At 64.8% G+C, this 26,835-nt stretch carries 30 protein-coding genes and 1 riboswitch; of the genes, 19 read left to right on the top strand and 11 right to left on the bottom strand.

Annotated elements, in window-relative coordinates; all coding sequences use genetic code 11:
- Window positions 1-47: 47 nt before the first annotated feature.
- Window positions 48-941, bottom strand: coding sequence for a phosphoserine phosphatase SerB (gene serB / locus AC5RUH_RS03390; protein WP_494127886.1), 894 nt, complete (start codon window positions 939-941; stop codon window positions 48-50).
- A gap of 106 nt (window positions 942-1,047) precedes the next feature.
- Here serB and AC5RUH_RS03385 point away from each other — a divergent pair, with 106 nt between their 5' ends.
- The 5 genes from AC5RUH_RS03385 (at window position 1,048) to AC5RUH_RS03365 (ending at window position 4,452) form a co-directional block, all read left to right on the top strand.
- The gene (locus tag AC5RUH_RS03385) at window positions 1,048-1,836 is read left to right on the top strand and encodes an ABC transporter ATP-binding protein (protein ID WP_493999667.1); all 789 of its coding nucleotides are present in this window, start codon (window positions 1,048-1,050) and stop codon (window positions 1,834-1,836) included.
- A gap of 14 nt (window positions 1,837-1,850) precedes the next feature.
- Window positions 1,851-2,627 carry a sulfite exporter TauE/SafE family protein gene (locus AC5RUH_RS03380; protein WP_493999668.1) on the top strand — a complete coding sequence of 259 codons (777 nt, stop codon included), beginning with the start codon at window positions 1,851-1,853 and terminating at the stop codon, window positions 2,625-2,627.
- Entirely contained in the window at window positions 2,624-3,436 is an 813-nt protein-coding gene (locus tag AC5RUH_RS03375) for a TrmH family RNA methyltransferase (protein WP_494127885.1), read from the top strand. The genes AC5RUH_RS03380 and AC5RUH_RS03375 overlap by 4 nt, the downstream gene beginning before the upstream one ends.
- Before the next feature lie 105 nt (window positions 3,437-3,541).
- Complete coding sequence (locus tag AC5RUH_RS03370; protein WP_493978504.1) at window positions 3,542-3,799, top strand: type B 50S ribosomal protein L31; 258 nt, start codon at window positions 3,542-3,544, stop codon at window positions 3,797-3,799.
- A 158-nt stretch (window positions 3,800-3,957) separates the two neighbouring features.
- The gene (locus AC5RUH_RS03365; RefSeq protein ID WP_494127884.1) at window positions 3,958-4,452 is read left to right on the top strand and encodes a hypothetical protein; all 495 of its coding nucleotides are present in this window, start codon (window positions 3,958-3,960) and stop codon (window positions 4,450-4,452) included.
- 55 nt (window positions 4,453-4,507) lie between these two features.
- On the opposite strand, the gene AC5RUH_RS03360 is transcribed toward AC5RUH_RS03365, so the two are convergent.
- Window positions 4,508-4,894, bottom strand: coding sequence for a hypothetical protein (locus AC5RUH_RS03360; RefSeq protein ID WP_494023119.1), 387 nt, complete (start codon window positions 4,892-4,894; stop codon window positions 4,508-4,510).
- Between AC5RUH_RS03360 and AC5RUH_RS03355 the strand changes: the two genes are divergently transcribed.
- On the top strand, window positions 4,844-5,713 hold the full coding sequence (locus AC5RUH_RS03355; protein ID WP_494127883.1) for a tyrosine-protein phosphatase: 870 nt from the start codon (window positions 4,844-4,846) through the stop codon (window positions 5,711-5,713). The genes AC5RUH_RS03360 and AC5RUH_RS03355 overlap by 51 nt on opposite strands.
- Entirely contained in the window at window positions 5,598-5,960 is a 363-nt protein-coding gene (locus tag AC5RUH_RS03350; protein ID WP_494127913.1) for a tyrosine-protein phosphatase, read from the top strand. Before AC5RUH_RS03355 ends, AC5RUH_RS03350 begins: the two co-directional genes overlap by 116 nt.
- Here AC5RUH_RS03350 and AC5RUH_RS03345 read toward each other — a convergent pair.
- Window positions 5,940-6,734 carry a hypothetical protein gene (locus tag AC5RUH_RS03345; protein WP_494127882.1) on the bottom strand — a complete coding sequence of 265 codons (795 nt, stop codon included), beginning with the start codon at window positions 6,732-6,734 and terminating at the stop codon, window positions 5,940-5,942. The genes AC5RUH_RS03350 and AC5RUH_RS03345 overlap by 21 nt on opposite strands.
- 401 nt (window positions 6,735-7,135) lie before the next feature.
- A complete protein-coding gene (locus tag AC5RUH_RS03340; protein WP_494127881.1) occupies window positions 7,136-7,981 on the bottom strand; it encodes an HNH endonuclease family protein in 846 nt (281 codons plus the stop codon).
- 812 nt (window positions 7,982-8,793) lie between these two features.
- On the opposite strand from AC5RUH_RS03340, the gene AC5RUH_RS03335 reads away from it, so the two are divergent.
- The 4 genes from AC5RUH_RS03335 to lplAB all read left to right on the top strand — a co-directional run bounded on the left by AC5RUH_RS03335 (window position 8,794) and on the right by lplAB (window position 11,259).
- Window positions 8,794-9,087: a hypothetical protein gene (locus AC5RUH_RS03335; protein WP_494013949.1), complete on the top strand. Its 294-nt coding sequence runs from the start codon at window positions 8,794-8,796 to the stop codon at window positions 9,085-9,087.
- An 89-nt stretch (window positions 9,088-9,176) separates the two neighbouring features.
- Window positions 9,177-9,242, top strand: a riboswitch (guanidine-III (ykkC-III) riboswitch).
- A 10-nt stretch (window positions 9,243-9,252) separates the two neighbouring features.
- A complete protein-coding gene (locus tag AC5RUH_RS03330) occupies window positions 9,253-9,567 on the top strand; it encodes a DMT family transporter (protein ID WP_493978495.1) in 315 nt (104 codons plus the stop codon).
- 10 nt (window positions 9,568-9,577) lie between these two features.
- Window positions 9,578-9,913 carry a DMT family transporter gene (locus tag AC5RUH_RS03325; protein WP_494013950.1) on the top strand — a complete coding sequence of 112 codons (336 nt, stop codon included), beginning with the start codon at window positions 9,578-9,580 and terminating at the stop codon, window positions 9,911-9,913.
- A gap of 284 nt (window positions 9,914-10,197) precedes the next feature.
- Window positions 10,198-11,259 carry a lipoate-protein ligase LplAB gene (gene lplAB / locus AC5RUH_RS03320; protein ID WP_494127880.1) on the top strand — a complete coding sequence of 354 codons (1,062 nt, stop codon included), beginning with the start codon at window positions 10,198-10,200 and terminating at the stop codon, window positions 11,257-11,259.
- A 28-nt stretch (window positions 11,260-11,287) separates the two neighbouring features.
- Here the strand turns inward: lplAB and AC5RUH_RS03315 are convergent, their stop codons facing one another.
- From AC5RUH_RS03315 to glgC, 4 genes are all read right to left on the bottom strand, one after another.
- Entirely contained in the window at window positions 11,288-11,941 is a 654-nt protein-coding gene (locus AC5RUH_RS03315; protein ID WP_494127879.1) for a dihydrofolate reductase family protein, read from the bottom strand.
- Between the two features lie 178 nt (window positions 11,942-12,119).
- Window positions 12,120-14,735 carry an aminopeptidase N gene (gene pepN / locus AC5RUH_RS03310; protein ID WP_494127878.1) on the bottom strand — a complete coding sequence of 872 codons (2,616 nt, stop codon included), beginning with the start codon at window positions 14,733-14,735 and terminating at the stop codon, window positions 12,120-12,122.
- Window positions 14,736-14,774: 39 nt separating this feature from the next.
- Entirely contained in the window at window positions 14,775-15,794 is a 1,020-nt protein-coding gene (locus tag AC5RUH_RS03305; protein ID WP_494127912.1) for a YeiH family protein, read from the bottom strand.
- A 190-nt stretch (window positions 15,795-15,984) separates the two neighbouring features.
- Window positions 15,985-17,277 carry a glucose-1-phosphate adenylyltransferase gene (glgC, locus tag AC5RUH_RS03300; RefSeq protein WP_493999684.1) on the bottom strand — a complete coding sequence of 431 codons (1,293 nt, stop codon included), beginning with the start codon at window positions 17,275-17,277 and terminating at the stop codon, window positions 15,985-15,987.
- Between the two features lie 89 nt (window positions 17,278-17,366).
- Between glgC and glgA the strand changes: the two genes are divergently transcribed.
- The gene (glgA, locus tag AC5RUH_RS03295) at window positions 17,367-18,563 is read left to right on the top strand and encodes a glycogen synthase (RefSeq protein ID WP_494127877.1); all 1,197 of its coding nucleotides are present in this window, start codon (window positions 17,367-17,369) and stop codon (window positions 18,561-18,563) included.
- A gap of 13 nt (window positions 18,564-18,576) precedes the next feature.
- Here glgA and AC5RUH_RS03290 read toward each other — a convergent pair whose 3' ends face one another.
- The gene (locus tag AC5RUH_RS03290) at window positions 18,577-19,014 is read right to left on the bottom strand and encodes a protein-tyrosine phosphatase family protein (RefSeq protein WP_494127876.1); all 438 of its coding nucleotides are present in this window, start codon (window positions 19,012-19,014) and stop codon (window positions 18,577-18,579) included.
- 196 nt (window positions 19,015-19,210) lie between these two features.
- Here AC5RUH_RS03290 and AC5RUH_RS03285 point away from each other — a divergent pair, with 196 nt between their 5' ends.
- The 7 genes from AC5RUH_RS03285 (at window position 19,211) to AC5RUH_RS03255 (ending at window position 24,851) form a co-directional block, all read left to right on the top strand.
- Complete coding sequence (locus AC5RUH_RS03285; protein ID WP_494127875.1) at window positions 19,211-20,056, top strand: hypothetical protein; 846 nt, start codon at window positions 19,211-19,213, stop codon at window positions 20,054-20,056.
- 261 nt (window positions 20,057-20,317) lie between these two features.
- Entirely contained in the window at window positions 20,318-20,800 is a 483-nt protein-coding gene (locus AC5RUH_RS03280) for a hypothetical protein (RefSeq protein WP_494127874.1), read from the top strand.
- A 3-nt stretch (window positions 20,801-20,803) separates the two neighbouring features.
- Entirely contained in the window at window positions 20,804-22,147 is a 1,344-nt protein-coding gene (locus AC5RUH_RS03275; RefSeq protein WP_494127873.1) for a hypothetical protein, read from the top strand.
- Window positions 22,148-22,338: 191 nt separating this feature from the next.
- Window positions 22,339-23,181 carry a hypothetical protein gene (locus tag AC5RUH_RS03270; protein ID WP_494127872.1) on the top strand — a complete coding sequence of 281 codons (843 nt, stop codon included), beginning with the start codon at window positions 22,339-22,341 and terminating at the stop codon, window positions 23,179-23,181.
- Window positions 23,182-23,561: 380 nt separating this feature from the next.
- Complete coding sequence (locus tag AC5RUH_RS03265; protein WP_494127871.1) at window positions 23,562-24,062, top strand: hypothetical protein; 501 nt, start codon at window positions 23,562-23,564, stop codon at window positions 24,060-24,062.
- A 93-nt stretch (window positions 24,063-24,155) separates the two neighbouring features.
- Window positions 24,156-24,416 carry a hypothetical protein gene (locus AC5RUH_RS03260; protein WP_494127870.1) on the top strand — a complete coding sequence of 87 codons (261 nt, stop codon included), beginning with the start codon at window positions 24,156-24,158 and terminating at the stop codon, window positions 24,414-24,416.
- Window positions 24,417-24,524: 108 nt separating this feature from the next.
- Entirely contained in the window at window positions 24,525-24,851 is a 327-nt protein-coding gene (locus AC5RUH_RS03255; protein WP_494127869.1) for a hypothetical protein, read from the top strand.
- A gap of 68 nt (window positions 24,852-24,919) precedes the next feature.
- Here the strand turns inward: AC5RUH_RS03255 and AC5RUH_RS03250 are convergent, their stop codons facing one another.
- Together AC5RUH_RS03250 and AC5RUH_RS03245 are read right to left on the bottom strand one after the other, a co-directional pair.
- Window positions 24,920-26,044 (bottom strand): YncE family protein, encoded by a 1,125-nt coding sequence (locus tag AC5RUH_RS03250; protein ID WP_494127868.1) that lies wholly within the window; start codon window positions 26,042-26,044, stop codon window positions 24,920-24,922.
- A gap of 54 nt (window positions 26,045-26,098) precedes the next feature.
- Complete coding sequence (locus AC5RUH_RS03245) at window positions 26,099-26,791, bottom strand: hypothetical protein (protein ID WP_494127867.1); 693 nt, start codon at window positions 26,789-26,791, stop codon at window positions 26,099-26,101.
- Window positions 26,792-26,835 lie beyond the last annotated feature (44 nt).

Raw genomic sequence — 26,835 nt, 5'->3', positions numbered from 1 at the left:
ATGGCGGGCCCGGCCGCCGCGGGCGGGGTCAGACTCCGCGGGCGGTGTCAGACGCCGGCGAAGTAGCGGGCCACATCCAGGTAGGGAATGTTGATGGCGGCGTCGGCGGCGGCCCGGACGGCAGGCTTGGCGTTGAACGCCACGCCCAGGCCGGCGGCCGCGAGCATGTCCAGGTCGTTGGCGCCGTCGCCGATGGCAATGGTCTGCGCCAGGTCGATGGCCTCCGCCGCGGCCCATTCGCGCAGCACTGCCTCTTTCACCGCCCGGTCCACCACGTCGCCGTCCACCGTGCCGGTCAGCAGCTCCGCGTCGATGCCCAGCAGGTTGGCCCGGTGGTAGGTCAGCTTGAGCTCGGCGGCCAGCGGATCCAGGATCTGGCTGAAGCCGCCGGAGACTACGGCCACCGCGTGGCCGGCGGCCAGGAAAGCCTCCACGAGTTCCCGGGCGCCGTCCGTCAGCCGCACCGCGGCACGGACACGGTCGATCACGTCGAGCGGAAGGTCCTTCAGGGTGGCCACCCGGGCGTGCAGGCTCTGGGCGAAGTCCAGTTCACCGCGCATCGCCGCCTCGGTCACGGCGGCCACCTCCTCGCGCTTGCCCGCATGCTCGGCCAGCAGCTCGATGACCTCCTGCTGGATGAGCGTGGAGTCCACGTCCATGAGCAGCAGCTTGCGCTGCGGCCCGGCCAGCGACGCGTCCATCACGGCCGTGCCCAGGTCGTCGGTGAGGACGGGGGCCAGCGCCGCCCGCAAGGCCGCGACCCCGTCGGAGGCACCGCCGTCGTACTCCACCGTCAGGACGGTGACCTGGAAACGGTCGTTGGCCGCGTTCTCCAGCTCCCTGATGCTCCCGCCGGCTCCGGTGACCGCTGCCTGCACGGCAGCGAGGTAGGCGTCGGGGAGTTCCCGGCCGTAGGAGACGACACGGAGGAGCGAGGGCATGGTGAGTCCGTTCTACGCAAAGCTTGGGGGAGGGCCGAATCCATCATGGCAGGCTCCGGCGCCGCGTTTGGCGAATACTACGCGTTTTAGCCTACTGTCTACTGATATGAGCGATGTACTTGAATTTGCCGGGGTCACTGTTGTCCGCGGGCGGAAAACCCTGCTCGACGGCATTGACTGGCAGGTCAAGGAGGGGGAGCGCTGGGTAGTGCTCGGCCCCAACGGGGCGGGCAAGACCACGCTGCTGCAGATCGCCGGCGCACGCCTGCATCCCACCCGCGGGATCGCCGGGATCCTGGACGAGACCATGGGCAAGGTCGACGTGTTCGAGCTGCGGCCGCGGATCGGCCTGGCCTCCGCCGCGCTGGCGGGCCAGATCCCCGAGCACGAGCAGGTGCTCAATGTGGTGGTCACCGCCGCCTACGGGGTGACCGGCCGCTGGCGCGAACAGTACGACAAGATGGACGAGCGCCGGGCCTTCCGGCTGCTGGATGCCTGGGGCATGTCCACCTTCATGAACCGCACCTTCGCCACCCTGAGCGAGGGCGAACGCAAGCGCGTGCAAATTGCCCGGGCCCTGATGTCCGATCCCGAACTGCTGCTGCTGGACGAGCCGGGTGCCGGCCTGGACCTGGCCGGCCGCGAGGATCTGGTGCGGCGGCTGAGCGAACTGGCCCGGGACGAGGACGCGCCGGCGCTGGTGCTGGTCACCCACCACCTGGAGGAAGTGCCGCCGGGCTTCACCCACGCCATGCTGCTGCGCGAGGGCGGGGTGGTGGCCCAGGGGCCCATCGCGGAGGTGCTGACCGAAGAGAACCTGAGCACCGCCTTCGACATGCCGCTGAGCGTCAAGCACGACGGCGGCCGCTACACTGCCGTAGCCAAGCGCGCCTAGGCGGCGCCCGCCTCATGGATGTGCTGAACGCTGCCCTGATCGGGCTGGGCGGGCTGTGGGCCGGCACCATCAACAGCATTGTCGGCTCCGGCACGCTGGTCACGTTCCCCATTCTCGTGGCGCTGGGCTATGCGCCGGTGACCGCGACCATTTCGAACGCGATGGGCCTGATCGCCGGCAATGTGGGCGGCGTCTACGGCTACCGGAGGGAACTGGCCGGGCTGCGCCGCACCCTGGCCATCCTGCTTCCGGCCTCACTGCTGGGCGGGATCACCGGCGCTTGGCTGCTGCTGCACCTGCCGGAGGAAGTCTTCGGCGTGGCGGCCCCGTTCCTGATCGTGGTGGCGCTGCTGTTCGTGGTGTTCCAACCGAAGCTCCAGGCCTGGGTGCGGGACCGCCAGGCCGCGCAGGCCCGGACCCGGCCGCGGCCGTGGCTGCTGCTGGGTCTGGTCTATTTCGCCGGTGTCTACGGCGGCTACTTCGTGGCCGCGCAGGGCGTGCTGCTGGTGGGAATCCTCGGGGTCTTCCTGCACGGCACCCTGCAGCAGGCCAACGCGGTGAAGAACGTGCTGGTGCTGGGCGTGAACATCATCGCCGCCATCTCCTACATGCTCTTCGCGTTCGACCGGATCGACTGGCCGGTGGTGCTGGTCATCGCCATCAGTTCGCTGATCGGTGCGCTGATTGGCTCCGCCGTGGGACGCCGGCTGAAGCCGGTGGTGCTGCGCAGCATCATTGTTACCCTTGGCCTTGTGGCGCTGTTCGTGCTGGTCAGGAACCTCTTCGCATGAACCTGGTGCGCCTGGACTCCGCCGCCGATCCGCGGGTGGCCGACTACGCGCAGTTGACGGACACCGCGCTGCGCCGCCGCCGCGAGCCCGCCGAGGGGATGTACATCGCCGAAAGCTCCAAGGTGCTGCGCCGCGCCATCGCCGTCGGCCACACCCCGCGGTCTTTCTTCCTGACCGACAAGTGGCTGGACGACCTGCGCGATGTGATCGACAGGTTCCCCGAGGTGCCCGTGTTCGTCGGGACGCCCGAGGTGCTGGAGGCGATCACCGGATTCCACCTGCACCGCGGCGCGATGGCCGCCATGCACCGGCCCGCGCCGCTGCCCGTCGAGGACGTGCTGGCCGGTGCCCGCCGGGTGGCAGTGCTGGAGGACATCGTGGACCACACCAACGTGGGCGCGATCTTCCGATCCGCCGCCGCCATGGGCATGGACGCGGTGCTGCTCAGTCCACAGTGCGCCGACCCGTTGTACCGGCGCAGCATCCGGGTCTCCATGGGCACGGTCTTCCAGATTCCGTGGGCCCGGCTGCCGGAGTGGCCGGAGGGTGTTGCCGCGCTCCGCGACGCCGGGTTCACCACGGCGGCGTTGGAGCTGGCAGAGGACGCCATCACCCTGGATGAGCTGGAACGGCGCAGCTACGACAAGCTGGCGCTGGTGCTGGGCACCGAGGGCGCGGGCGTGAGGGAGCAAACGCTCGACCGGGTGGACCTAACCGTGATGATCCCCATGCGTGCGGGAGTGGATTCCCTGAATGTCGCGGCCGCCAGCGCGGTGGCGTTCTGGGCCTGCCGTGTCACTTCGACGTAAGCCCGCCGAATGCGGTAGAGTTGTGTGCTGGCCCTGATAGGGCTGCCATCTTTCCATCCTTCTAGCCGCTGGCAAAATCCAGGGGCGCGTAGAAAAGGTACAACTATGAAGTCTGATATCCATCCGGCATACGCCCCGGTTGTGTTCCGCGACCTGGCCTCCGGCGTTTCCTTCCTGACCAAGTCCACCGCGACGTCCAAGCGGACGGTGGAGTGGGAAGACGGCAACAGCTACCCGCTGATCGAGGTTGAAATCTCCTCGGAGTCCCACCCGTTCTACACCGGCAAGCAGCGCATCATGGACAGCGCCGGCCGCGTGGAGCGCTTCAACGCACGCTTCAAGGGCTTCGGCGGCAAGAAGTAACACTTCTCCCCGCAAGTCTTCGGCGAAGCCCGCACCGCCCGGTGCGGGCTTCGCCGTTTAATGCGGCGGCCTATTGGCTCGGGTTTGTCGCCCGGGGCCTGGCGCGTCGCGCACCGGCTCCTGGCGTCCCCTGCCGGCCGCGACGTTAGGCTGCTGGCATGGCACCAACTCCACACCGTGAAGCGGTCCGCACTGGGCGGCACCGGGACCATCGCCGCCCGCGGGCGATCGGGGGCCCGGTCACGCTGGCCGTTTCCGCCCTTCTGCTCACGGCATGCGCAGCAGGGCAACAGCAACTACCGGCCGAAATCACCTGCACCACGCAGTACCGTCCGGACTTTGGCAGCAGCACCGGAGAGGAAGCCGGCCAGTTGGTCCTGCCCAGGGTCGACGGCACGACGGGGGACCGGCAGCAGTTGATCGCCGGCTCGTTCCGGCTGTCCGGAAGCTACACGGGGGAGGCCCCGGACGGCCGCGCCGTCTCGCTGGCCATCACCGACGAGTCCGGCAAAGCGCTGGCGACCATGCTGTACCAGCTGGAGGACGGCGCCTCCCTGAAGTCCCGCTTCGCCGGGGGACACGGGTTCACAGGGCTGCACTACATCCGCGACGGAGAAGCTGAACTGCAGCTGTTCTGCGCCGCCGACGGGTAGGTTGCCGGGCGGGAGTGATCGCGGATCCCAACCGGCGGAACAGCGCCCGGACCGGCTAGTCGAGGGGCGGGCAGTGGCTGTGCTCAAACTTCATCCGTGTGACATCGCCGCTCTTGGCCGGGTCGAGCACATAACCCTTCCACACCTGCTCGGGGTCTTCGAAAATCTGGGTGAAGTACGGATCCGAAACCCAAGTGTCGAGCATGGCAAGGGCTGCGGCCTGCCGGCCCTGCTCATTGCTCTCGAAGGCGCCAAGGAATTCACCCTCCCAGGCGCAACGCCAGTAATGCGAGGCAATGGATTCGCCGAGCCCACCCGACTCATACAGCCCGGTCGGGTCGTCGTAACCGCCGGGAATGCCGGCAGGCCAATCGACCCCGGCGGGAAGGGGATGGGGAAAGTCATCGAGCGCGTTCCGGTACAAAGCGGGAATCTCGGCCATGCTGACAAACCCGGGGACGCCCGCGGGTGGTTCCGGCAGCGGGTCGGACGGTGGGGTGGACGCCGGCGTGGAGGGTGGAAGCGAGGTGGACGCGGGGGAAGATGCTGCTGGCGGGAGGTCCTGTGTTGCTTGCGCGGTCGCTTCCGCACACCCGGCCACTGCGATGAACATTGCGCTGACCGCCGCAACGCTGAGGAATTGAGTGGATCGTTTCCTTTTGACCCCCGACATAAGCCCCTGCTTCTTCCCAATGGCCGTGACCTGCCACCTGACGGGCGGGTTTCGGAACAGCATATGCGAAGTATGGGGGTGCGGCATCGCTCATCTGTAGACTGCCCTGTCGTGAACAGGACACCGTGGGACGGAGCGTTCAACCTCAGCGACCTTGGCGGCATGCCGCTGCCTGCAGGTGGTCTAACACGCCGGGGGCAGTTATACCGGTCCGGGGCGCGCGAGTACTTGTCTCTCCAGGGGTGGCAGGATGCGCTGGACTCCGGCCTCACCACTGTAATTGACCTGCGAAACCCCGGCGAAATCAAAAGGGAGCGGCATCATCCCGTTATCGACGAAAAGGTGCTCGAAGACCTGGTGATCGCAAACTTGCCGACCGAGGACCCCGACGACGAGGACTTCATGCGGGTCTGCGGACCTCTGCTGGATCACACTGCGTCCTACCGGGACAATCTTGCCTTCTATCCCCCAAATCTTCTGGACGATAGCCCACGCCGAAGGAGCGGTGCTGTTTCACTGTGCAGGCGGTCGCGATCGGACCGGAATGATCGCCGCCGTTCTCCTCGCACTTGCCGGAGTGCAGGTTGAAGCGATTGCCAGCGACTATGGGCGTGCGGTTCGCAGCGTGGACAAACACGCGCGCCGCAACCCGACGCACAGCAAGGTGAGGGTGCACTCCATCGAAGAGTTAGAGGACCGTATTGCGGAGCGACGGACGGAACTCATTACCAGAAGAAATCGAGCTTCTGAAAAGTCGCTTGCGACCCGCAGGTTCGGCAGGGGCGTAGCTCACTCCGTGCGGGCGCCAGCTGGTTCATGGCTCGGTCGGCGGTGACCCCGCAGACCAGCAGCCGTCTTGCGGCCCACGATGCCACGTCTGGCGGGGCCCTTCCCATTCGCGTGCGACGTCGGTGAGCCAGATCGTGGTATCGGGGTTCCACCCTGCGATGACACTTGCCGTGGCTGAATCAATCCGGAGCGGGCGCGTGGCGCCGTTGAGATATGCGACAACAGTCAGGTGGACGGCATCCCATTCCTGCGCAACTTGTGCCCAGTCCGGAATCACCCATCGGCCGGTCCGTCCGGTAGTGCGGTACCAGTCGTGCCGGCGGGAGGCGGTAACCTCCAGGGGGAAGGCGCGGCACAGGCGGATCCAGTCATCCCCCGTGCGGATCTCATAGGTTCGCCCCACTCCACGGACCGGGATGGTGGTGGCATCTTCCCCGCCAAGGCTGTCTTCGACGAGGTCCAACCCTGACGGAATCTGCCCGACGGTCTGGAGCAACCCCTGCGGGATAGACCACCACGTGCCGGACCAAGGTGCCCCGGGGTCATCGGGCCGGTCTTTCGCAGCCCGAGCTTCTTCGGCTCGCTCTCCACGTCCCCACTCAGCCAAGGTTCGCTGGGGGTCTTTGGGCAGCGGCGACGGATCCTCCGCCGATCGCCAGTCAATTGCCCACTGCTCGATCCGGCGAGGCAGACCCCATTGCCGCCCCGTCGACGAATCCATGACCTGTTCGGCCACGGGGTAGAGGGCGCCGACGACGTCGGGCTGCCCGGCGAGCACGTCTTCACCCTCCGGCTCCTGCCAGTACCTGGCCGACGCCACGGCTAGTTGCAGCGCCGATTGAATGAGTACACCCTTCAGGGCACCCGGATCCAGGGAAGCAATCGCTGCCGCAAACTCTTTCGGTGATGCAGGAGGGAGAGCAACACCTTGACCGGCGGTCAGCAGGACTGTTGAGGAGCCCCTTCCAGAATCGAGTTCGTATGCCAGCCTGGATGCGGCCGTTCTGACGTCCGGGCTGAGCGCCTTCGCCAGCTCGAGGCATAGGCGTCGCCCGCGCGGTCCCTCAAGGAGCAAGTCGGCCCTGTTCTGCATTCGATCATCGTCGCACTTGGAGGGCGAGGGCGGCTGCCTCCGTAGTTACGAAGGGCGTGCCCGATAATTCCATTGTTGTGGGTTCTCCCGCACGTGTGGTGCACTTCCTTTCCCCCCTGAACCCCCAATCAGGCCCGCCACCGGAGGCGGCTGTCCGTGGAGGACGCCTTGCAGGTGTAGGTCTTGCCATTGGTTTTGCCGATGCCCTTCTTGCCCTTCATGGACGAGGCGCAGAAAGCACCCGGGGAGACCTTCAATGCAGTGGAGGGCTTGGCGGCCTTCGTCGGCGTTGCCTTGCTGGCCGGCTTGATGGCGGTGACCTTCACCGTCTTCTGCCCGGGGCAGGAGGTGAGGACCCGCTTCATAGCGGCCTTCTCGGCGGGAGTGACCGACAGGGCGTACTTCTTCTTGACCGCGATTTGGGTGGCGACGAGGGGACAACGGAAGGACTTGTTCTTGGGCAGCCACGCACTGGCCTCGCGGTCGCCCTTCGCCCGATTCGCGGAGGAATCCACGGCCAGCAGGTTCAGCGGGTCGTTGGCCAGGGCGGTGCGCTGGGCGGTAGAGAGCTTCTGGGCACCGGACACCCAGGCCTGGCCCAGTGCCACGACGTGGTCGATGTCGACCTTGTTGCCGCCGCGGACGTAGCTGATGGTCTTGCCGGTGTAGGGATCCTTCAGGGTCCCGGAAGCGATGACGCAGTTATTCGTGCCGGGCTTAAACCTGTCCTTGGTGAGGTCGCGCTTGAGGATATCGTTCCGGGTATCACAGCCGATGCGATCGGTGTCCTTCCATGAGGGTCCGAACTTGTCCCGGGAATAGCCGGTCTTGGCGGCCTTGCCCTTGACCGGCAGGGTGTTCAGCACCGAGGAGGCGCTCGGCCCCGTGGCTTTCGGCCCGAGGGCCTCAGCCGGGGCTGCGGCCGTGAACCCGCCAAGCAGCAGGGCTCCGGCGGTAACGATGGAGGCCAGCATTCGGCCCGGATTCTTGCGCAAGTATTCCCCCAATATGTCCGGCATCAGTCACGCATGCATTCAGTGCGATTGCCTGGGAATTATCCTGCCATACAAAAGGCCTGCCTTTGTGCGGCAGGCCTTCCTTTCCCACGTCGAAGATCCGGAGCTCATCGGTTATGTAGACGGAATGGCCCTCAAGCAGGCCGAAATCCAACTAGCGATAAAACCAGGCAGGGCGAGTAGGAAAGTGGTTTCGCTTGGCTGATCGCAGGTTGTTGGAATTCCAGGGAAGGCGCCGCGGGAAAGCTGCGACAGGAACTGTCTATACGGGTAGGGGCGGTGCCGCCCCCCAGGGATTTCGCGGGGTGAGCGTGCGTCTGCGTTCTTGAGGGCCTCAAGGAACTGCAACCGCTCATCATCATCGATGACCAACTCTGCATGCGTTCCTCGGGGAGGGGCGAGGAGTCGTGGGCCTGTGTAGGTGGCGCCCAGGTATAAATCGTTGAGCGTCTCTCCGGGCTCCGCCATCGGTTGAGTGATGCTCTTTCTACCTCCAAGCGCAAGCCTGGCTACAAATACCACGGCGATGAGCATCAAACCCTCGGTGGCATATCCTCCCCATTTCGTATATCCAATGAAGAACAACCCGGCGCTGACCAGGATCATGCCGATTACTAAGGCAACCGCGATCTTAAATGTTCTACGCATTGCCCTCTTCCAATTTCGGCCTTCCAGTGCCCAGACTTTTCTGATCAGGGTATCCCTACAGGACGTATCATTCGATAGTTTGAGGAGTGGCCGTCCGTTCAATGTCCCAAGGAGTCCGCAGCATGCACCTAAAACGCAGCGAAAGGGGCCGGCAGTTCATGAAAAAAATCCCCGTTGCGGCAGCCTTCGCATCCGGCATCTCCATGGTGTTCCTTGGCCTCGTGTTGGCCTTGTTTACGTGGATTGGTTTCGGGGGAATCAGCGAGGCCGATCAAGGACTGGCTCCTGCCCCTCTCAGGATCGGTTTCGTTCTGGTTTTCCTCGGGCTAGGCGCGCTCGGCTTCGTGATTGCAGTTGTATCGGCCCTTCGAGCTGCGTGGCACCTGGCGAAACGCAGGAAAGCAACAAACGATTAGAGGGCCATCAACGACCGGGGCCAGGCCACAGGCTGGTGAGGTTGGCCACCAAAGCTGCGCACCGGCGTCGTACTTTGCTATTTTCAAGTCCAAGACCTGTTCCTTGGGTCTCCGGACGACGGTTCAGTACCCGGTGTGCGACAAGACTGGCCAAAGGAATCACACATGGAATGGCTGATACTTGTTCTGTCCGGCGTCCTGGAAGCCGTCTGGGCCACGGCCCTGGGCGCATCAAAGAATTTCCGCCGGCTCTGGCCCACCATCATTTTCGTAGTATCCATGGCCCTGAGCATGGCCGGCCTGGCCTACGCCATGACTGCCATACCGGTAGGGACCGCCTATGCGGTCTGGGTCGGCATCGGTGCGGTGCTGACCGCGGCGGTTGCCATGGTCACCGGCGCCGAGAAGGCGACCTTGATACGCGTCCTCCTGCTGCTGGGCATCATCGGCTGCGTTGTCGGCCTCAAGGCGATCGGCTAAGGGGGCTGGCATGCATTGGACTGTCTTGTTGATCAGCGCCGTCCTGGAAGCTGTGTGGGCAACAGCCCTGGGGATGTCGGACGGACTGAGCCGCACGGTGCCCGCCGTGGTGTTCTTCGTGGCCCTGACCCTGAGCATGGTGGGCCTGGGCTATGCCATGCGCGGCATCCCCATCGGCACGGCATATGCGGTGTGGACCGGAGCCGGGGCAGCGCTGACCGTCGGCTACGCCATGCTGTTCGGCGGAGAACCTGCGAGCGTGCTCAAACTGCTGTTCGTTGCCGGGATCATCGGTTGCGTGATCGGGCTGAAGCTTGCCGATACGGGCGACGGGAACAAGTCATGAAAAAGCGCCGGCGGGTAGTGGAGAGGTTGGGGGAGTTACTCCATACCCGCCGGCGCTTGGACCGGGCACGTCCGGCCCCTCTTTCACTCGCACCGTGATGAGGTGTCTATGACACTACGAGCGGGTTCTGGGCACAGCCCCGGCAGCAGCTGGGAGGAACCTGAGTCCCGCGCCGCACGGGCCGCCCCCGGGCCTTGATTAGACTGGGAAAACCGACGACCGCGCCGCCTGACGGCCAACACCGTCCGCCGCCAAGATAGCCGCAAGACAGCCAAGGAGTGCACATGACCGACCACCGCCATGGAGAGTACAAGGTCCAGGGCGGCAAGCTCGTGGTCGTGGACTTCGAGGTGGCGGACGGACAGATCACCCGGCCGTCCGTCAGCGGAGACTTCTTTCTGGAACCGGATGAAGCACTGGCAGACATCAACGCAGCGCTTGACGGGATGAGCATCGAAAGCGCCCACGGCCACTATGCCAGCGCGATAAACGCTGCATTGCGGCCGGACGCGCAAATGTTTGGCTTCTCGGCCGATGCGGTGGCCGTGGCCGTGCGCCGCGCGCTCAACAAGGCCACCGGTTGGCTTGACCATCAATGGCAGGTTATTCCACCCACCCCGCTGCCGACGCACCTGCATGTCGCGATGGACGAGGTCCTGACCCGCCAGGTGGGGGCCGGGAAGCGCCCGCCGACGCTGAGGTTCTGGGAATGGGAGGCGCCGTCGGTGGTGATCGGCAGCTTCCAATCGGTCCGCAACGAAGTGGACCCGGACGGGGTGGAACGCCACGGCATCACCGTGGTGCGCCGGATCAGCGGCGGCGGCGCCATGTTCATGGAACGCGGTAACGCGATTACCTACTCGCTGTACCTCCCGCAGACTCTGGTGGACGGGCAGAGCTTTGAAGCGTCCTACGCGTACCTCGACGCCTGGGTCATGGCGTCGCTGGAGAAGGTCGGCATCAAGGCGTTCTACCAGCCGCTCAACGACATCGCCACGCCGGAGGGCAAGATCGGCGGCGCGGCGCAGAAGCGGTTGGCCAATGGCGGGATGCTGCACCACGTGACCATGTCCTACGACATCGACGCGGACAAGATGACCGACGTCCTTCGGATCGGCAAGGAAAAAATCTCCGACAAGGGCATCGCCAGCGCCAAGAAGCGGGTGGATCCGCTGCGCCGGCAGACCGGCCTGACCCGCGAGGAAATCATCGACGTGATGATCCGAACCTTCAAGGACCGCTATGCCGCCGAGGACAGCGGTTTTTCCGAGGAAGAGCTGGCCATGGCCCGGGAACTCGTGGAGACCAAGTTCGGCACGGAAGAATGGCTGCACCGCGTACCGTAGGGTGAGCGGCGGAAGCCAAGCGGCCGGGCTACCGGTCCCTGCTCCTGACCAGGCGGGCGTGAGCCGCGGCAGGCGAGGCGGCGAATTCGACGCATTCGTAGCCGAGAGCCGCGGCGTCCAGATCGTCGAACACGCGCTCGCCGGAGCCGAGCAGAACGGGCACCATGGCCAGGTGCAGTTCGTCCACGAGCCGCGCTCGCAGGTATTGACGGACTGCAGATGCGCCGCCGCCGAGCCGGACGTCCTGCCCGGCGGCTGCGTCGAAGGCCTGGCGCAGGGCGGACTCGATCCCGTCGTCGACAAAGTGGAAGACGGTCCCGCCGGCCATGGTGATGGGCGGCCGCGGGTAGTTCGTCAGCACGAAGACCGGATGATGGAACGGTGGGTCTTCGCCCCACCAGCCCCGCCACTCCACGGAGGGCCACTCACCGCGCACCGGCCCGAACATGTTCCGGCCCATGATGGTGGCCCCGATGCCCTCCTGCCCGGCCTCGACAAAGTCGTTGTCCAGCCCGGTGGAACCCCCGCCCTCGCCGCCCATCCGCTTGCCGGCCGCGGTCCGGAACACCCACTCGTGCAGCTGTTCGCCGCCCACTCCCAACGGGTCCTCAACGCTCTGGTTCGGGCCGGCGGCGTAGCCGTCAAGCGATACGGAAAAATTGTGCACTCGCAGTCTCGGCACGAATCCTCCTGCTCCTGGCCCCGGCGTCCAAGGGGCCGGGTCCCTGGAAGACGACAGCCTATTCCACGGCGGCGGCGCAGGGAACCGTGCAGCGGCTATCGGCGCGCCATCGCCCGCCGATGCGCCTTCAGCCGCTCGTCCGCCGTCCGCAGCCGTCGTCCGCTCGGCCGCACTGCGCTCAGCCCCGGGCGCCGGCCTGCTGCGCGCGTAGTGCCCGGAGCAGATGGTCGCGCTGTTCTATGACGATTCGGCGAAGCGCGGCCGGCGCCTCCGCGTGGCTGTCGAGCCAGGCATCGGTGCGTACGACGACGGGGTGTTCAGCAGGTGCCTGTCCGGAGACCAGGTCCTGTGTGATGGGGTAGAGCCCCCAAACCAGCCTGCCCGCTATCTCGATGCTCTTCACCGACCAGATTCGATCGAGTTCCTCAAAGTACGGTTCCACATACCCGGCGTGAAGCCCGGGCGGGCCCTGGCAGAAACCATCGATGGTGGCGTCCAGCAGCTCGTTGGACAGCGAATCGGTATGCACCGCGGTGTGCCAGGCCTCGGCCTTCACCTCCGGAACGGGCCGCGCGGTCATGGCGGCCAGATGGCCGGCACGCGCCGCCGCGTTGCGGTCGGCTTCCAGGGCCGCATCCAGCTCCGCCGCCGAGGCGTGGCCGGTGGCCGCCAGCGCCTGCCAGAAGCGCCAGCGTAAATCGGTGTCCAGCTTCAGCCCCTCCAGCACGGTGGCCTTGTCCAGCAGGCCGCGCAGGAAAGGCGCCTGGCCGTCATCGGCGCGCGCGACCGCCGCCAGCGACCGCGCCCAGGTCAGCTGCCGGTCGCTGCCCGGCTCCGCCGCTTCCGCCTCCCGGCGGGCGGCGGCCAGAAAAGCTTCCCGCAGGCCTGTCCGGAGTTCCGCCGGCGCGTAGCGGTCCATCGCCGTCTTGGCGCAGTCCAGGACCACCTGCAGCACGCTGTTCTCGGTTTCTGCCGGCGCGAAGCGCTGCACAGCCTCCACGTAGTCGGCGGCGGGGAGGCGCCCGTCGCGGGCCATGTCCCACAGGGTCGACCAGCACAGGGCGCGAGCCAGCGGATCGGTGACCTTGTCCAAGGAGGAAAGCACCGTCTCCAGGGAGCCGGTGTCGAAGACAACCTTGGCGTAGCTCAAGTCCTCATCGTTGAGCAGCAGCAGGGCGGGAACCTCGCGGCCCGCCAGTTCCGGAACCTCGGTCCGCGGCCCCGCCACGTCCAGCTCCAGCTGGTCCGTGCGGACCAGCCGACCGGAGGCGTCCGGGTTGTACAGGCCCAGCCGCAACCGGTGCGGCCGGAAGGACGGTTCCTGCGTCACCGGATCCACCGCCTCCTGGACGACGGCCGCGGAGGCGATCGCACCGCCGTCGTACTCGAGGTCCACGCCCAGGGTGGAGATGCCGGCGGTTTGCAGCCACTGCCGCGCCCACTGCTCCATGTCCCGGCCGGAAGCCGCGCTGAGAGCGGTGAGGAAATCGGCCAGCGACGTATTGCCGTAGGCATGTTCGCGGAAATACCGGCGCGAGGCGCCGACGAAGGAGTCGAAACCGGCATAGGCCACCAGCTGTTTGAGCACCGAGGCGCCCTTGGCATACGTGATGCCGTCGAAGTTCTGCTTGGCCGCTTCCAGGTCAGGGATGTCGGCGACGATGGGGTGGGTGGTGGGCAGCTGGTCCTGCACGTACGCCCACCCCTTGCGCCGGTTGGCGAACGTGATCCAGGCGTTGGTCCATTGCGTAGCCTCGGCGGACGCCAGGGACCCCATGTAGTCGGCGAACGATTCCTTCAGCCAGAGGTCGTCCCACCACTTCATGGTGACCAGGTCGCCGAACCACATGTGCGCCATCTCGTGCAGGATGGTGTTGGCGCGGGCCTGGTACTGGGCGTCGGTGGCCCGAGAGGAGAACACGTAGGCCTCGGTGAAGGTGACCAGGCCGGGGTTCTCCATGGCGCCCAGGTTGTATTCGGGCACGAACGCCTGCTCGTACTTGCCGAACGGGTAGGGGTAGTCGAAAAGTTCGTGGAAAAAATTCAGGCCGGCCTTGGTGACGGCGAAGATCTGCTCCGGATCGAAGGAGTCGGCCAGCGAGGCCCGGCAGTAGGCGCCAAGCGGCACACTCAGTTGTCCGCCGTCGGGCAGGGTGCCCTGCCAGGTGTCCGTGGCCGCGTGGTAGGGCCCGGCCAGGATCGTGGTGATGTAGGTGGAGATGCGTGGCGTCGGCTCGAAGCGGCGCACGGAGTAGCCGGGCGTGGAGCCCATCGGCTCGGTCACGGCCACCGCGGCGTTCGAGGCCACCAGCCAGTGGGCGGGGGCGGCGACGTGGAAGCTGAAGCTGGCCTTCAGGTCCGGCTGCTCGAAATTGGCGAAGACGCGGCGCGCGTCGGCCGGTTCGTATTGGGTGTAGAGGTACGTTCGCGCGTCCACCGGATCGACGAACCGGTGGAGCCCTTCGCCGCTGCTGCCGTACAGAGCGGTGCCCGTGATCGTGGCCTGGTTCTCGGCCTCGAGGCCGGGCAGGGTGATCCGGGAACCGTCCACCACGTCGTCGAGGTCCAGGGGCCGGCCGTTGAGCGTGACGGAGTGGACACCGCCGTGGATGAAGTCGGCAAACACCGTGGCGCCCGGTTCGCTGCAGTTGAACGTGATGACGGTGCTGGAGACGAAACCCGGCGCGTCGGAGTCCTCGGCATTGCGCAGGTCCAGCGAGACCTCATAGCGCTCCACGTGCAGGATGCGTGACCGTGCGGCCGCTTCGTCGCGGCTGAGGTTCTGGTTCGTCATCCGGCCCATTTAACCATGCGCGGGCGCGGTCGCGGCCCCTTAGCGTCCGCCCATCGCCAGCCAGGCTGCGCCAATCCCCAGTCCGGCAATCAGCAGCCAGGAGAGCAGGGCCGTGGAGACGGCCGGCAGCGAGGAGCGGAGTAGTTCCCGCAGGCGGACGGCAGCGCCCAGCCCGAACAGTGCTGCGGCCAGCAATAGTTCCTGCACGGACGCCATGCCGTCCAGGACCGGCTGCGGCAACCACCCCGCGCTGCGCAGCATCATCAGGGCGAGGAACCCGAGCACGAAGAGCGGCACCAGCGGCGGCTGCTTGCCGGGCCCGGCGGTCCCGTCCGCGTGGACGGCTCCGGCCTTGGCCCTCCGCCGGCTGTGCAAGGCCGAGGCGGCCGTGACGGGTGCCAGCATCACCACGCGGGCGAGCTTGACGACGACGGCGATGGTCAGGGCCGCCGTGCCGGCGCTCTGGGCGGTGGCGACCACCTGTCCGACGTCGTGCACGGAGGCCCCGGCCCAAAAGCCGAACACTTCCGGAGTCATGCCGGTTACCGCCATGACGGCCGGCAGGACGCCGATGGCCAGCGTGCCGCACAGCGTCACCAGGGCGACGGGCATCAGCGTGTCCTGGCTCCGGCTGCCCCGGGCCGCGGCGACGGCGCCGATGGCCGAGGCCCCGCAGATGGAGAATCCGGCGGCCAGCAGCACGGGCTGGTCGCCGGGCAAACGATGCCAGCGCGCTAACAGGAAGGTTCCGCCGAACGCCAGCAACAGCACCAGGACCACCAGCACCAAGGCGAACCAGCCCAGCTCGGCCAGGTCCGAGAGCGCCAGCCGGGCGCCCAGCAGCACAATCCCTGCACGCATCAGCGCCCGTCCGCAGAAGGCCAGCCCGGGAAGCGCCGCTCCAGCCGTCCACGAAGCAGTAGGCGGCAGGTTCGCCGCCAGGATACCCAGCACCACGGCGAAGCTCATCACCGGGACGGCCGGCGCGAGCCAGTGCAGGCCGTGGGCGGCAACTACGGCGGCCGCCGCAAAGAGCAGCCCCGGTCCGACGCGGAGCAGCCAAGGTGTGGCGCGCGGCCCCGGATCCTGCGGCCCCGCGGGCTCTCCGGGCCGGGCAGGGCGGGACTCCGGTGACTGAGGTTGAGGCACTTCGCTACCGTACCGCCTGCAGTCCGCGGTCCGGGCGCAAGCGGCACCCTCCCTTCAACAGAATGGGCGGCGGGACAACGCCATGAACTTGTGCCCGCTGTTACAAAGAAGCAGCCTTGTGCTCGGCGCTCGCCGTGGGGCCGAGGATCACCTTCTGGTCCTTGCTCAGGACGGTCAGCCCGGACTCGGTGACAGTGAAGCCCCGCGCGCGGTCCAGTTCCGGATCGACGCCGATGGTGGCACCGGCCGGGATGCGGACGTTCTTGTCCACTATGGCCCTCCGGACCACGGCTCCCTCACCCACCGTCACCTTGTCCAACAGCACGCTCCCGTGGATCTGGGCGCCTTCGGCGACGAAGACGTCGGTGGAGAGCACCGACTCGGTGACTTCTGCTCCCGAAACCACCACGCCCTGGGACAGGAGGGAGTCGTGCGCCGTGCCGGCGGTGCCGCTGACTCCGCGCACCAGCTTGGCCGGGGGAGACACCGACTGGCGCGTATAGATCGGCCACCGCAGGTTGTAGAGGTTGAAGGCGGGCAGCGGGCTGATCAGGTCCATGTGGGCCTCGTAGTAGGAATCCAGCGTGCCGACGTCGCGCCAGTACTGCTGGTCGGCCCCGGTGGAGCCGGGAATGTCGTTCGCGGTGAAATCGTAGACGGCCGCTTCGCCGCGTTCCACGAAATAGGGGATGATGTCGCCGCCCATGTCGTGGTTGGTGTCCAACCGTTCGGCGTCGGCTTCCAGGGCCTGCAGCAGTGCGTCAGTGTTGAAGACGTAGTTTCCCATGGACGCCAGGAAACTGTCCGGGTCATCCGCCAGGCCGGGAGTGGTCGCGGGCTTCTCCACGAAGGCGCGGATCTTGGTGGGCGCATCGGGCTCGGACTCGATCACGCCAAACTGATTGGCCAGCGCGAGCGGCTGGCGCACCGCGGCCACACTGGCGGCCGCGCCGGACGCTATGTGCTCCTCCACCATCTGGGAGAAGTCCATCCGGTAGACGTGGTCCGCGCCGACCACCACCACGATGTCCGGCCGGGCGTCATGGATCAGGTTCAGGGACTGGTAGATGGCATTGGCGCTGCCCAGAAACCAGCTCTTGCCCCGCCGTTGCTGCGCCGGTACCGAGGCAACGTAGTTGCCCAGCTGCGCAGCCATGCGCCAGGTTTCGGAAATGTGCCGGTCCAGGCTGTGCGATTTGTACTGCGTCAGCACCACGATCTCCCGGTATCCGGAATTGACCAGGTTGGACAACGCGAAATCGATCAGCCGGTAGCTGCCCGCAAAGGGCACGGCCGGTTTGGCCCGGTCGGCTGTGAGCGGCATCAGGCGCTTTCCCTCGCCGCCGGCTAGCACAACGGCCAAAACCTTCTTCTGTGGCATCGTCCATCCCATCGCATTCGCGGTCCAGTGCCGGACCGACACACGTCCCCCTTGTCAACACACAGTAGAGGAAGGGCCGGGCGTGCACTACGTTAGGTGTCGTGCGTGTAGACATTGTGACAAAAGAATTCCCGCCGGAAATCTACGGCGGAGCCGGCGTTCACGTGGCCGAGCTCAGCCGGGTGCTGGCCGGCAGGGTGGATCTGCACGTGCATGCCTTCGGGGCCGACCGGCCGTCCGACTTCCATGGCGCGACGGTGCGCAGCTACGGGGTCCCGGCCGGACTGCGGAAAGCCAATGCCGCGGTGCAGACCCTCGGCGTCGACCTTGAGATGCTTGACGGCTTCGCCGGCGCGGACCTGATTCATTCCCACACCTGGTATGCCAATATGGCCGGGCATTTGGGGTCGCTGCTGCACGATGTGCCGCACGTGCTCAGCGCGCATTCGCTGGAACCGTTGCGACCGTGGAAGGCGGAGCAGTTGGGTGGGGGCTATCGGCTCTCGTCCTGGGCGGAGCGCACCGCCTACGAGGCGGCCGCCGCCGTCGTGGCCGTTTCCGCCGGGATGCGCAGGGACATTCTGCGCAGCTACCCCGATGTGGATCCGGACCGGGTGCACGTGGTCCACAACGGCGTGGACGTGCAGGAATGGAAACCGGATGACGACGACGACGCTGTGCGCGCCTTGGGAATCGACCCGGACCGGCCCAGCGTGGTCTTCGTGGGGCGGATTACCCGGCAGAAGGGCGTGCCGTACCTGCTGCGCGCCGCGGCGTTGCTGCCGCCGGAAGTACAGCTGGTGCTGTGTGCCGGCGCCGCCGACACCCCGGAACTGGCGGCCTCGGTGAATGCCCTGGTGGCCGGGCTGCGCGGGAGCCGCGACGGCGTCGTGGTGATCGAGCGGATGCTCCCGCGGCCGGAACTGATCCAGGTGCTCAGCCATGCCACCGTCTTCGCGTGCCCGTCGATCTACGAACCGCTGGGCATCGTGAACCTTGAAGCCATGGCCTGCGGTGCCCCGGTGGTAGCCAGCGCCACCGGCGGCATTCCGGAGGTCGTCGAGGACGGCGTCACCGGCACGCTGGTGCCGTTGGAGCAGGCGAGCGACGGGACGGGCACCCCGCTGGACGAGGAACAGTTTGTCCGCGATTTCGCCGCCGCACTCAACAAGACGCTGGATGACCCGGCCGCCGCCCGCCGCCAGGGCGAGGCGGGCCGCCGGCGCGCCGAGGAGCACTTCTCCTGGGACTCCATCGCCGAGAAGACCCTTAGTCTTTACCGCAGCGTGCTCGCGTAGGAGGCGCAGCCCGCTACTGGCGTAGGGGGAACCGGCGCACAAACCGTCGCTGGCACGGGGTTTCGACGGCGCCGGGGCGGTAGTGCTCACGTACGTAGCGGGTGGCCTCGGCGGCGGGAACGCCGTCGAGAACCGCGATGCAGGCCAGCGCTGTGCCGGTCCGCCCCCGGCCTCCGTAGCAGGCGACCTCCACCCGTTCGTCCCCGGCGCGCAGCCAGGCTTCGCGGAAGGCCGCCTCGGCGTCCGACAGGTCTTCCGGCAGCCGGAGATCGCGCCAGCGCACCCACCCCTGCTCCCACAGGGTGGGGGCCGGCGTCCGGTGCTTCAGGTACAAGGCGAATTCCGGCGCGGGACCCGGCGGCAGCGGAAGACGCAGCGCGCGGCCGCGCAACAGCCTCCCCGACGGCAGCCGCAGCACTCCCGGCAGCCCGGGATCCCACGCTGATCCCATGGCAGAGAGGATAGCCGGGACGGGACTTCACGTCTCACCCCATCAAATGATCGGATACACGCGAACAGTGCACCCGACGTCGCACGTATAGAAAAGCGTGTACGCACGCGGCGTTACAAGCCAAGGAAGATGAGGCCTTCGAAACCTTTCAATCCGCAATCGCAGTCGTGTCCGCACTGAGCATAGGATCGGTTGAATGGATAAGATTTTGAGTGTTGAGAACGCCATCATCGAACCTGCTCCGAAGATCAAGAGGTCGATACGGATCGCCGTTCGTGAATACGAGAGCGGTGAATTTCGGTTGCTCGCACGACTCATCGTCAATTCGGATGGCGGCATCATCTTGTCAACGCCGTGGGAGCGGCGAAGCGGCTTGTTTCTCTCTGAATTCAGGCCACAGAATGAAGGCATCCTGCCGGTCGCGGAAACAACGGTGAAGGTCGGCCAAAGTGGGGTTGCCAAGTGCCATTACCACAAGAGCGGATGGACCTCTGCGCAGTCCGAAGAGGGTGGCGAGAGGTTGTCGACCCGGCTGCCCGCTTTGGGTGAATTGCACATGCAACAATTCGCGCACGTTTACACAACATTTCCGGGTTGGCTCCCTCTGGCCGGCAGGCTGAGACAGCGAGATGCCATCTTCATCCAGGATCGACCGGGGATGAAGTCCTTGTCCCTGCACGTGGTTGCCTACGACAGATCGAAGTTGTCTGAAGCTGCTCGGGGTCGAGTTAGCGAAGATTCGCCCGTGTCCTTCACCTCTGGTGACCATGAAATGTTCTTGGTGGACGTCTCTTCTACGGGCTTGGACCTGATTGTTGGGTTCATGTTTCGCGGCCTCGGGGAGGTGATCCCGAATTCTCCCGAGTACTCAATGAACATGTACCGCATCTCTGGCGAGGGGATCGTCGGGGCTGTAGGGGTTCAAACCGAGCGCGACTTCGCAAGGTTGGGGATTCTGAATTGCGTTCCAGACCTCTCAGATGTGCATGACAAAGCGCTTCTGCGGCCTGTGATGAGGTCCTTTCCAAACGGCTCGCCCTAAGGGGCATCGCACTCAGGTGCTTGGGCGTTGACAAGTTCACGAGCAAACTTTTCTTCCATGGGCATCCATGTGTGCGGCGGGAGGAAGATTCCTTCCCGTCACTGCAGGCCGCTAGCTTGGGATGATGAAACCCGCCTTGGAACTCCACCACTATCGGTTGCCGGTCAGTGCAGACATCACCGCCCAAGTGGCGGAACTGACGGACGACTTGACTCACCGGGCCTCACAGTGCGTGTCGACCACGATGATGATGCCCGCACTGTGACAGTCACCGTTGCGGCCTGCCGGGAGGCGGCGGACCTGGTCCCCGTTGTTGTGGAGGAGCTCTGCCCCGGATGGAAGAAGATATCGCGCCAGCATGCGCAAGGGCTCTTCAACACTGCTCGGTTCTTTCGCCGTCTGAGGCAGAGTTGTCGGCCGTATAGCGAAGCCGAGGCCACCGAGCTGCTTGGCCAATCCGCGGCGGAGCTCCGCGCGCAGGGAAAGTTGATCGGGATCGAACTGCCCGGCGAGGAGGTTTTCTACCCTGCCCTCCAGTTCACCGGCGGCCAAGTGCTGCCGGTTATTTCGGAGCTGCTCGCGGTGGCCAAGGAGCGTGGTTACGGCGAGAACGACTTGACGCAGTGGCTCTTTGCTCCCACGACGTATCTCCCCGATGGGCGGTACGTGCCGGCTGGCTGGCTGCGAGAGGACCCGGAAATGGTGCTGCAGATATTTCGGAAGACCGAGGGCATCGCGTGGTGAAGGATGCTGCGGCAGTTAAATAAGGCGATAAACCCTAATAAGCCTGAAAAGCTGCTCCCTTGCCTTGTGAGTGCGTTCAACGGTTATCCAAAATTCTGGATAACGCTCCAAAAGACTCGATACCGGATCAGGCGGGTTCTGAACCAGGCGCGGATGAGTCCGGCGCACCAACTGCGAGCCAGGGTCATGCTCGCCGTCGCGGCAACTGAGTTGCTTGGCTCAGTGGAGGAGAAAGGCTGGGAGACGGCGCAGCTGAGCTACCCCCGCGTGGCCCTGCTGACCGGGTGGTCCACAGCGACAGCGAAGCGGGCTCTGAATCAGGTCGTCGAGATGGGCTGGCTCCATGAATTGCCGACGGCGCGGAAGTCGGTGCCACGCCGATTCCGGGCTGCGCGCCGGCTCACCGCAGAGCAGAAAGCCACCGCCAAGGACCAACGGGAAGCAACTCAACGGCTGGCGGGGGAGGAGGGCGCAGAATCCCTGCCCGGCGCCATCCTCGCTTCCGTGGCCCACCCGGCATGGGGGTATGCGGACGGCCTCGGTCACCGGGCTTGGCTGGTGGCGGTCGCCGATGCTGCCGGCGTTGATCCGGTCGCCGTCTTAGCGGTCTCGAAGCGGAATGCTGCCTCCGATCGGAAGGTCCTGGCCGCGGCCGGCATTACCGCGGAAGGGGACCCCACGGAACTGATGACGGCACTGGATGCGTACGCCGCCGAGCATGGTTGCACCGAGGCCCGCGCTGCAGCTGAGAAGGCTTGGCGCGAACAAGCCGACGAATTCAACGAGCGGTTCAACACGCACCGCGCCAAGAAGATGGAAGCCAAGGAAATTGTGGACCACGTGCTGCAGGGGATAACGGTATCCAAGGGCGGTGATGGGGGCGGCACCGAGTCTTGGATTGCTGCTGCAACCGCAGCGTTTGCTGGTCGCTTTTACCCGGCAGCAGTGGACGCCACTCTGGAGCGCGAACTGACCCGCCGGGCTGAGAAAATGGTGGCCGGTAGGGGAGCGGCCGCAGCAGTAGCTTTCTGGGTGCTCTCAAAGGTGGAGATTGAGGATGGTCCTCTGGCCCGGCAGCGGCGGATCAAGGCGGGCATGGCGCTTGACGGTCCGCGCGCCTCTCGCACCGATTTCCCGGCTGTAACCGTGCCCGTGAGCGAACAGCGTGCGTGGCTGGCCGGACTGCGTTCGAAGCTGGCCGGGTGGGGGATGACGGCAGGGACGATGGAGGCGGTCCGTTCGGAGGCCGAGGCGCGTCTGCTGTACCAGGGGCACGATGAGCGTGCAGCGGCGAACGCAGCTGCTTGGCTCCTGCGAGAGGCAGGATTCTCGGCTACTGCAGCCTGATCCTGATCTGCCACCAGCGGCGCGGGGCGCGGCATTCACGACACCCGCAAGGGCCGCGGATACATGCTCAGACATGCCGGCGCAGACGCCTAGCCGTGTCCCAAGCGAGGAGGGTGCCTCGAAGAGCTAGCATCGTTTGCGGAGGCAAACTCTGGTGGAGTCTGGCGAAAACTGATCCCAAGGATCGAGGTTTGGTGAAACGAGTGTACTGGTCCGTCGTCGGCTGGGTTGCGAGACGGTACTTCTACATGGCGGTGGCTCCATGGGTTCTTCCGGTTTTCGGTGGCCTTCTCATCTCGACCCACATCGGCAGCAATCTGGATTGGCTGTACGTCGCGTCCGGCACAGCCTTGATCCTGATCGGTGCTGTGCCGCTCGGAGTGAAGGAGCATTACGGCGAGCATATTCAGCGGAACCAGGACGTGATAGACGCCCGCGAGCGTACCTGCTTGAGGCTTGTCGCGTCCCTCGTCTCAAGAATTCCTGCAACAAACACAAAGGGCAGGAAAGAGCGCGAACTGGTTCGAGACCAAGCGATCAGTGAAGCGGTCAGAGGGCTGGCAGGATCGATATATCCTGCCGTGGAAGGTGTCCGTGCCGTCTTCTACACGCTTACAGCGGTCAACGGAGCGTCTCAACTCGTACCGTTTGTATCGGAGGGCAGGGCCGACGAGCCAAGCGTACACAGGGATGGATCCGAGCGCTTCGCGGCGATGATCGAGCTTCTCAACGGGGTGAGTGAAACTTATCGTGAGAACGAGGTTGTGGGGCGCGACTATGCTTCATTCACCGCAGCGTCTGTGTCACAGGATAGCGAGCTGTATGGGATCCTCTCGCTGGATTCGACCGCCCCTGGGAGCTTCGACCAGTCTGATGAAGTAAATCTCCGATTTGTCGCAGATGTGCTCGCTTCATTCTGTGCAGCGGCGGAACGCGGGCGGCGCGCGTCGGCACGAGAGCTTGACAAAGGCTCTGTGGCGATACAATTAGAGAACGATGGAGGTGAAGAGGATGGCAGCCAGAGCGACCGTTGAGTTTAGACCGATAAGTCTCGCTCCCGAGATAGTGGAGGCTCGACGAAAAGCGCGTGAGGCTGAACTCAAGCAACCGTTCGAAGAGACGGTGAAGGAGATTCGCCGCGAGCGACGCGAACGTGAGGCAAGGCTCCTTCGGTTTTCACGCAAGCGTTCCTGACTGGCTAACCTCTAGCGGCGCCCGGCACATCCTCCGGCCCATTGCTCATGCATGTGATGACCGCGGTCCATTTCTGTCTGTCTTCCGAAGCCTTCGATGAAGTCGTCAATCGTGTGGTCTCCTCCGATGCCTGCTGAGAGTCGGTAGGGCACTTCGCTGTGACCTGATGTACGGCCGCGGAGATCGCGCGGAAGCCAAGAACCTAGGTGCGCCTTGAAATTTGATTGCAGACGCCGCGAACACTCTCTGCTATGGCTCCGGCGGCATCGTCAACGGAGCGAATCAGGACGCCGGTCGCAGGATCGGCTTTCGGGATGTCATCCTCCGGATGCGGGCCTTCCTTGAGCGTCAGGACAAGCAGGTCCGGGTGAAAGCGTGCTTCATCCTAGACGGAGTCGACGGTCCAACGAAGCCGGTAGTGGAAATGGCTAAGCTCAACTCGGACGTCGCCGGCTGGGCCTTTGGCCTCTTCGGTTCATTAGCCGCAAGTCGCACGACCCGCGCAGCCCTTCCCGCGGCAGCGAAACGTTGGGCCAAAGCCAGCACAGGGACCCCGCTGGTCGCCCTCAATGGGGCGGTTCAGGAGAAAGCGATGCTCGCATTTTTCGGCGGCGGAAGCGAAGCTTCCGGTGGTTGGGGCGGAAAGCTGGGCAGACCTGCTATCAATGTCGCAGCTGCGGGCTCCGGTCTCTTGTTCGCCGGCCTCGCAGTTAAAGGTTAGGGAGTAAAGGCCCAGAACGCGGCGGACGCGCACTGTGCGGAAGTGGAATCTGAGGTTGCGCGACTGGATGAACGTGATGAAGTCCTCCGTGGGGTGCGAAAACGGGCACGCGAGCTGAGCGACGTCCTGACCATGCTGGTGTCTCGGACAGCGAAAGCTCTCGACCTGCTCGAATCCGAGCCCTTTAATATGAACTCTCACGAGGAGCGGCTCCAGACGGCTTTGGTGCTCGTCACCTCGGTGGGGGATGTAGTAGCAGCACCGATCGTTGACAAGCACGGCACCTTGGACGCGAACACCGAACAGCTCACCTTCAAGTACCGAGATGCAGATACGGAGACGGCGGATGCCTGATCAGAAGAACGTCCTAAAGGGGGAGACTCTCTCGGGGAACGTGGTTGAGGCTTCACATAGTCCACCCAAACCGATGCGCTGGGCGCACTCATCCATCTAGTGGACGGTGTGCGCGAGATGGTCCAGGTCCACCAGTCCGAAAGCACCAAACGAGAGAAGCTCAGGACATATCGCGAGACTGAGGTCCAGCGGATTCAGGCCTATAAGGAGACTTTGCGGGAGTACTTCGACCGGATCTTTGAAGAGCGCCGCGAGACAAACAAGTCGCTGTTCGAAAGCCTGGACTTGGCGCTCGAGTCTCGCGACGTCGCGGCAATGCAGACCATTGTCGGAGGCATTGTCGAAGTTGCGCAGACTTCACCCCTCGCTGGCATCGGCAACCTTGGAGAGCTGAGGCGCGCCATGGAAGACCCGAATGCTGTTTTCGAACTCTAGGCGAGCGGGAGACCGAGTCATTCCTAGACTCCTACGGCCGCTAAGTCGTTGGCAACAGCAGTTGGTACCTAGTCCTTTAAAATGAACTTCTTAGTAGCCGTCTCGAATACTAGTCGGCCATTCTCCGAGTAACAGGCTGTTCGCGGCTGGGGGAGTGTCACGCGGAACCCGGATAGTGAGCCAAGATCGAAGACCGCAATTTCCTTGCGTTCAGTCGAGACCATGAAGCTACCGATCATCTCCCCGACGGGGAGCGTGGCAGGCGGCTCAAGGTGAATCACACCGCCCGACTCCAAGCGGAACGCACTGTGGGCAGAAGTGATACCTGATAGTCCGCCCTCGCATTCGACTGCCCTCCACGGGGCCTGTCCAAGCCGCCATGTGTCCTGAACAACTCCTTGGAGATCCACTCTTACGACCAAGCCCGAGTAGCCACCGACGTACAGCGAGCTTCCGTTCCGGCTGAACCGCACGAAGTAAACCCAGTCCTCACGTGACGGAGTCCGAGGGAGGCTGGCGGCCATTAAGACGTTCCCGTCAAAGTCGTAAACGAACACGTGGTCCACCATGGTGACGGCAAGTAAACGGCGTGTAAGGCTTGCGGTCACACAACGGGGACGGACATCCTTTCGCGGCATTGAAAAGGGAAGATCCTGATCTCGATAAAACTGATCGTGAAGACTCTTGGCGACGCCAATTTCGGGCAAATCCTTGAATGAGAAGGCGCCTTCGAGGGTGGCATCAGGTGAGTAGACTCGTGCAATTTCGTCTTGGTGCGCGATGACGCAGTCGGCTGCGAGAGAGTTCAGGTAGCCCTGGTAGGGCAACTCGACCTTGCGCAGGATTTCACCGCTGGCGGCCCTGACTTCCACGTGATTGAACGGAGTTCCGTCGGTAGCCTTCCCACGTCCGGTGAAAACCAAGAACTGATCGCCCACGGTGAAAGTCTCCGAGATCCTTGCATGCCGCAGCTCCGGACTTAGCACCGACCCGATTACGTCCAGTTTTGGCCACTTTTCGACAGTTTCGAGGCTCTGCTGGCGAAGGGGCTTTTCGGAGCGTGGGTACGAAGGAAGCGGCGGTTCCATCCCGGGTTCCGGTACAAGCGGCGTAGGCCTCGCGGGTTCCGCATCGCGACGAAAGCGATTCACAACAGCTTCATTGATCACCGGCGCCGGTCTCATGTTTCCCATGCCGCAGACTCTACCTGCCCATGTAGCCGTTCCTGCCCAGCCCAGCAGAAGGTGTCAGTCGGTTTGCGATGCGCCGCACGGAATGTCCAGCATGCCGAGGTACTCCTCGTACTTCGGGGCTCCGTGGTCTTCCCTCAAGGGACAGGCCGGATCTATCTCCAGGCCCGCCCCGTCATCGAACAGCGTCACAGTCAACCGCTCGACCGCGTAAATCTCCTCGAGCAGCGCGTCGACGTCCTCGGTAGGCACCGTTATTTCCGGCTTGATAAGTCCGTGAGATCGCGAGGTCAGGGGCTCTTTGCCAAACGCCACCTTTTCGCGGTAATCGTGCATGAGGACCTCCGTCCCCTCGAAATCCTGAAGTCCGATGCTGCTAAGCAGCAGCATGCAAGGGGATGCAGGCGAGGCAAAGGTGGAACAGACGGTAGAGCCCGCATCGAAAGTGCCGTGCACACGCAGGGTCGCTAGCATTCCGAAAGGCATCTCGCGGTCACCCTCCGTGGTGCTTTGAACCGTAGCGAAGCTGGGCACGTTGTAGGAGAGCTCGGTCATACCTAGCTCAGCCGCATCTACGACATTGAAGTGGTCACGCATCGGTTGGTCCAGGCTCAGATCGACCTGGAAAGAGTAGCCGTCGAGGAAGCTTGCCGTGGTTTCCTCGTTGAGCGTGACCTGAAACGAACCGGACCATTTGTGCTCCGGTTCGGCCTCCGCAGCGGCGCCGCATCCTCCAAGCACTAGGCTCATCAACGCCGCGGGGACAGCCAACCTAAAACGCACATGAACCCCCA

It is taken from the genome of Arthrobacter sp. Y3223166, assembly GCF_059090935.1.
The sequence above is the reverse complement of the archived record's forward strand: the minus strand, read 5'-3'. Positions and strand labels throughout refer to the sequence as shown.

Coding starts and splice junctions, on each gene's coding strand:
- serB (WP_494127886.1), bottom strand. CDS start 941: ATGCCCTCGCTCCTCCGTGTCGTCTCCTACGGCCGGGAACTCCCCGAC.
- AC5RUH_RS03385 (WP_493999667.1), top strand. CDS start 1,048: ATGAGCGATGTACTTGAATTTGCCGGGGTCACTGTTGTCCGCGGGCGG.
- AC5RUH_RS03380 (WP_493999668.1), top strand. CDS start 1,851: ATGGATGTGCTGAACGCTGCCCTGATCGGGCTGGGCGGGCTGTGGGCC.
- AC5RUH_RS03375 (WP_494127885.1), top strand. CDS start 2,624: ATGAACCTGGTGCGCCTGGACTCCGCCGCCGATCCGCGGGTGGCCGAC.
- AC5RUH_RS03370 (WP_493978504.1), top strand. CDS start 3,542: ATGAAGTCTGATATCCATCCGGCATACGCCCCGGTTGTGTTCCGCGAC.
- AC5RUH_RS03365 (WP_494127884.1), top strand. CDS start 3,958: ATGGCACCAACTCCACACCGTGAAGCGGTCCGCACTGGGCGGCACCGG.
- AC5RUH_RS03355 (WP_494127883.1), top strand. CDS start 4,844: ATGGGGAAAGTCATCGAGCGCGTTCCGGTACAAAGCGGGAATCTCGGC.
- AC5RUH_RS03360 (WP_494023119.1), bottom strand. CDS start 4,894: ATGGCCGAGATTCCCGCTTTGTACCGGAACGCGCTCGATGACTTTCCC.
- AC5RUH_RS03340 (WP_494127881.1), bottom strand. CDS start 7,981: ATGCTGGCCTCCATCGTTACCGCCGGAGCCCTGCTGCTTGGCGGGTTC.
- AC5RUH_RS03335 (WP_494013949.1), top strand. CDS start 8,794: ATGCACCTAAAACGCAGCGAAAGGGGCCGGCAGTTCATGAAAAAAATC.
- AC5RUH_RS03330 (WP_493978495.1), top strand. CDS start 9,253: ATGGAATGGCTGATACTTGTTCTGTCCGGCGTCCTGGAAGCCGTCTGG.
- AC5RUH_RS03325 (WP_494013950.1), top strand. CDS start 9,578: ATGCATTGGACTGTCTTGTTGATCAGCGCCGTCCTGGAAGCTGTGTGG.
- lplAB (WP_494127880.1), top strand. CDS start 10,198: ATGACCGACCACCGCCATGGAGAGTACAAGGTCCAGGGCGGCAAGCTC.
- pepN (WP_494127878.1), bottom strand. CDS start 14,735: ATGACGAACCAGAACCTCAGCCGCGACGAAGCGGCCGCACGGTCACGC.
- glgC (WP_493999684.1), bottom strand. CDS start 17,277: ATGGGATGGACGATGCCACAGAAGAAGGTTTTGGCCGTTGTGCTAGCC.
- AC5RUH_RS03290 (WP_494127876.1), bottom strand. CDS start 19,014: ATGGGATCAGCGTGGGATCCCGGGCTGCCGGGAGTGCTGCGGCTGCCG.
- AC5RUH_RS03285 (WP_494127875.1), top strand. CDS start 19,211: ATGGATAAGATTTTGAGTGTTGAGAACGCCATCATCGAACCTGCTCCG.
- AC5RUH_RS03275 (WP_494127873.1), top strand. CDS start 20,804: ATGCTGCGGCAGTTAAATAAGGCGATAAACCCTAATAAGCCTGAAAAG.
- AC5RUH_RS03250 (WP_494127868.1), bottom strand. CDS start 26,044: ATGGGAAACATGAGACCGGCGCCGGTGATCAATGAAGCTGTTGTGAAT.
- AC5RUH_RS03245 (WP_494127867.1), bottom strand. CDS start 26,791: ATGAGCCTAGTGCTTGGAGGATGCGGCGCCGCTGCGGAGGCCGAACCG.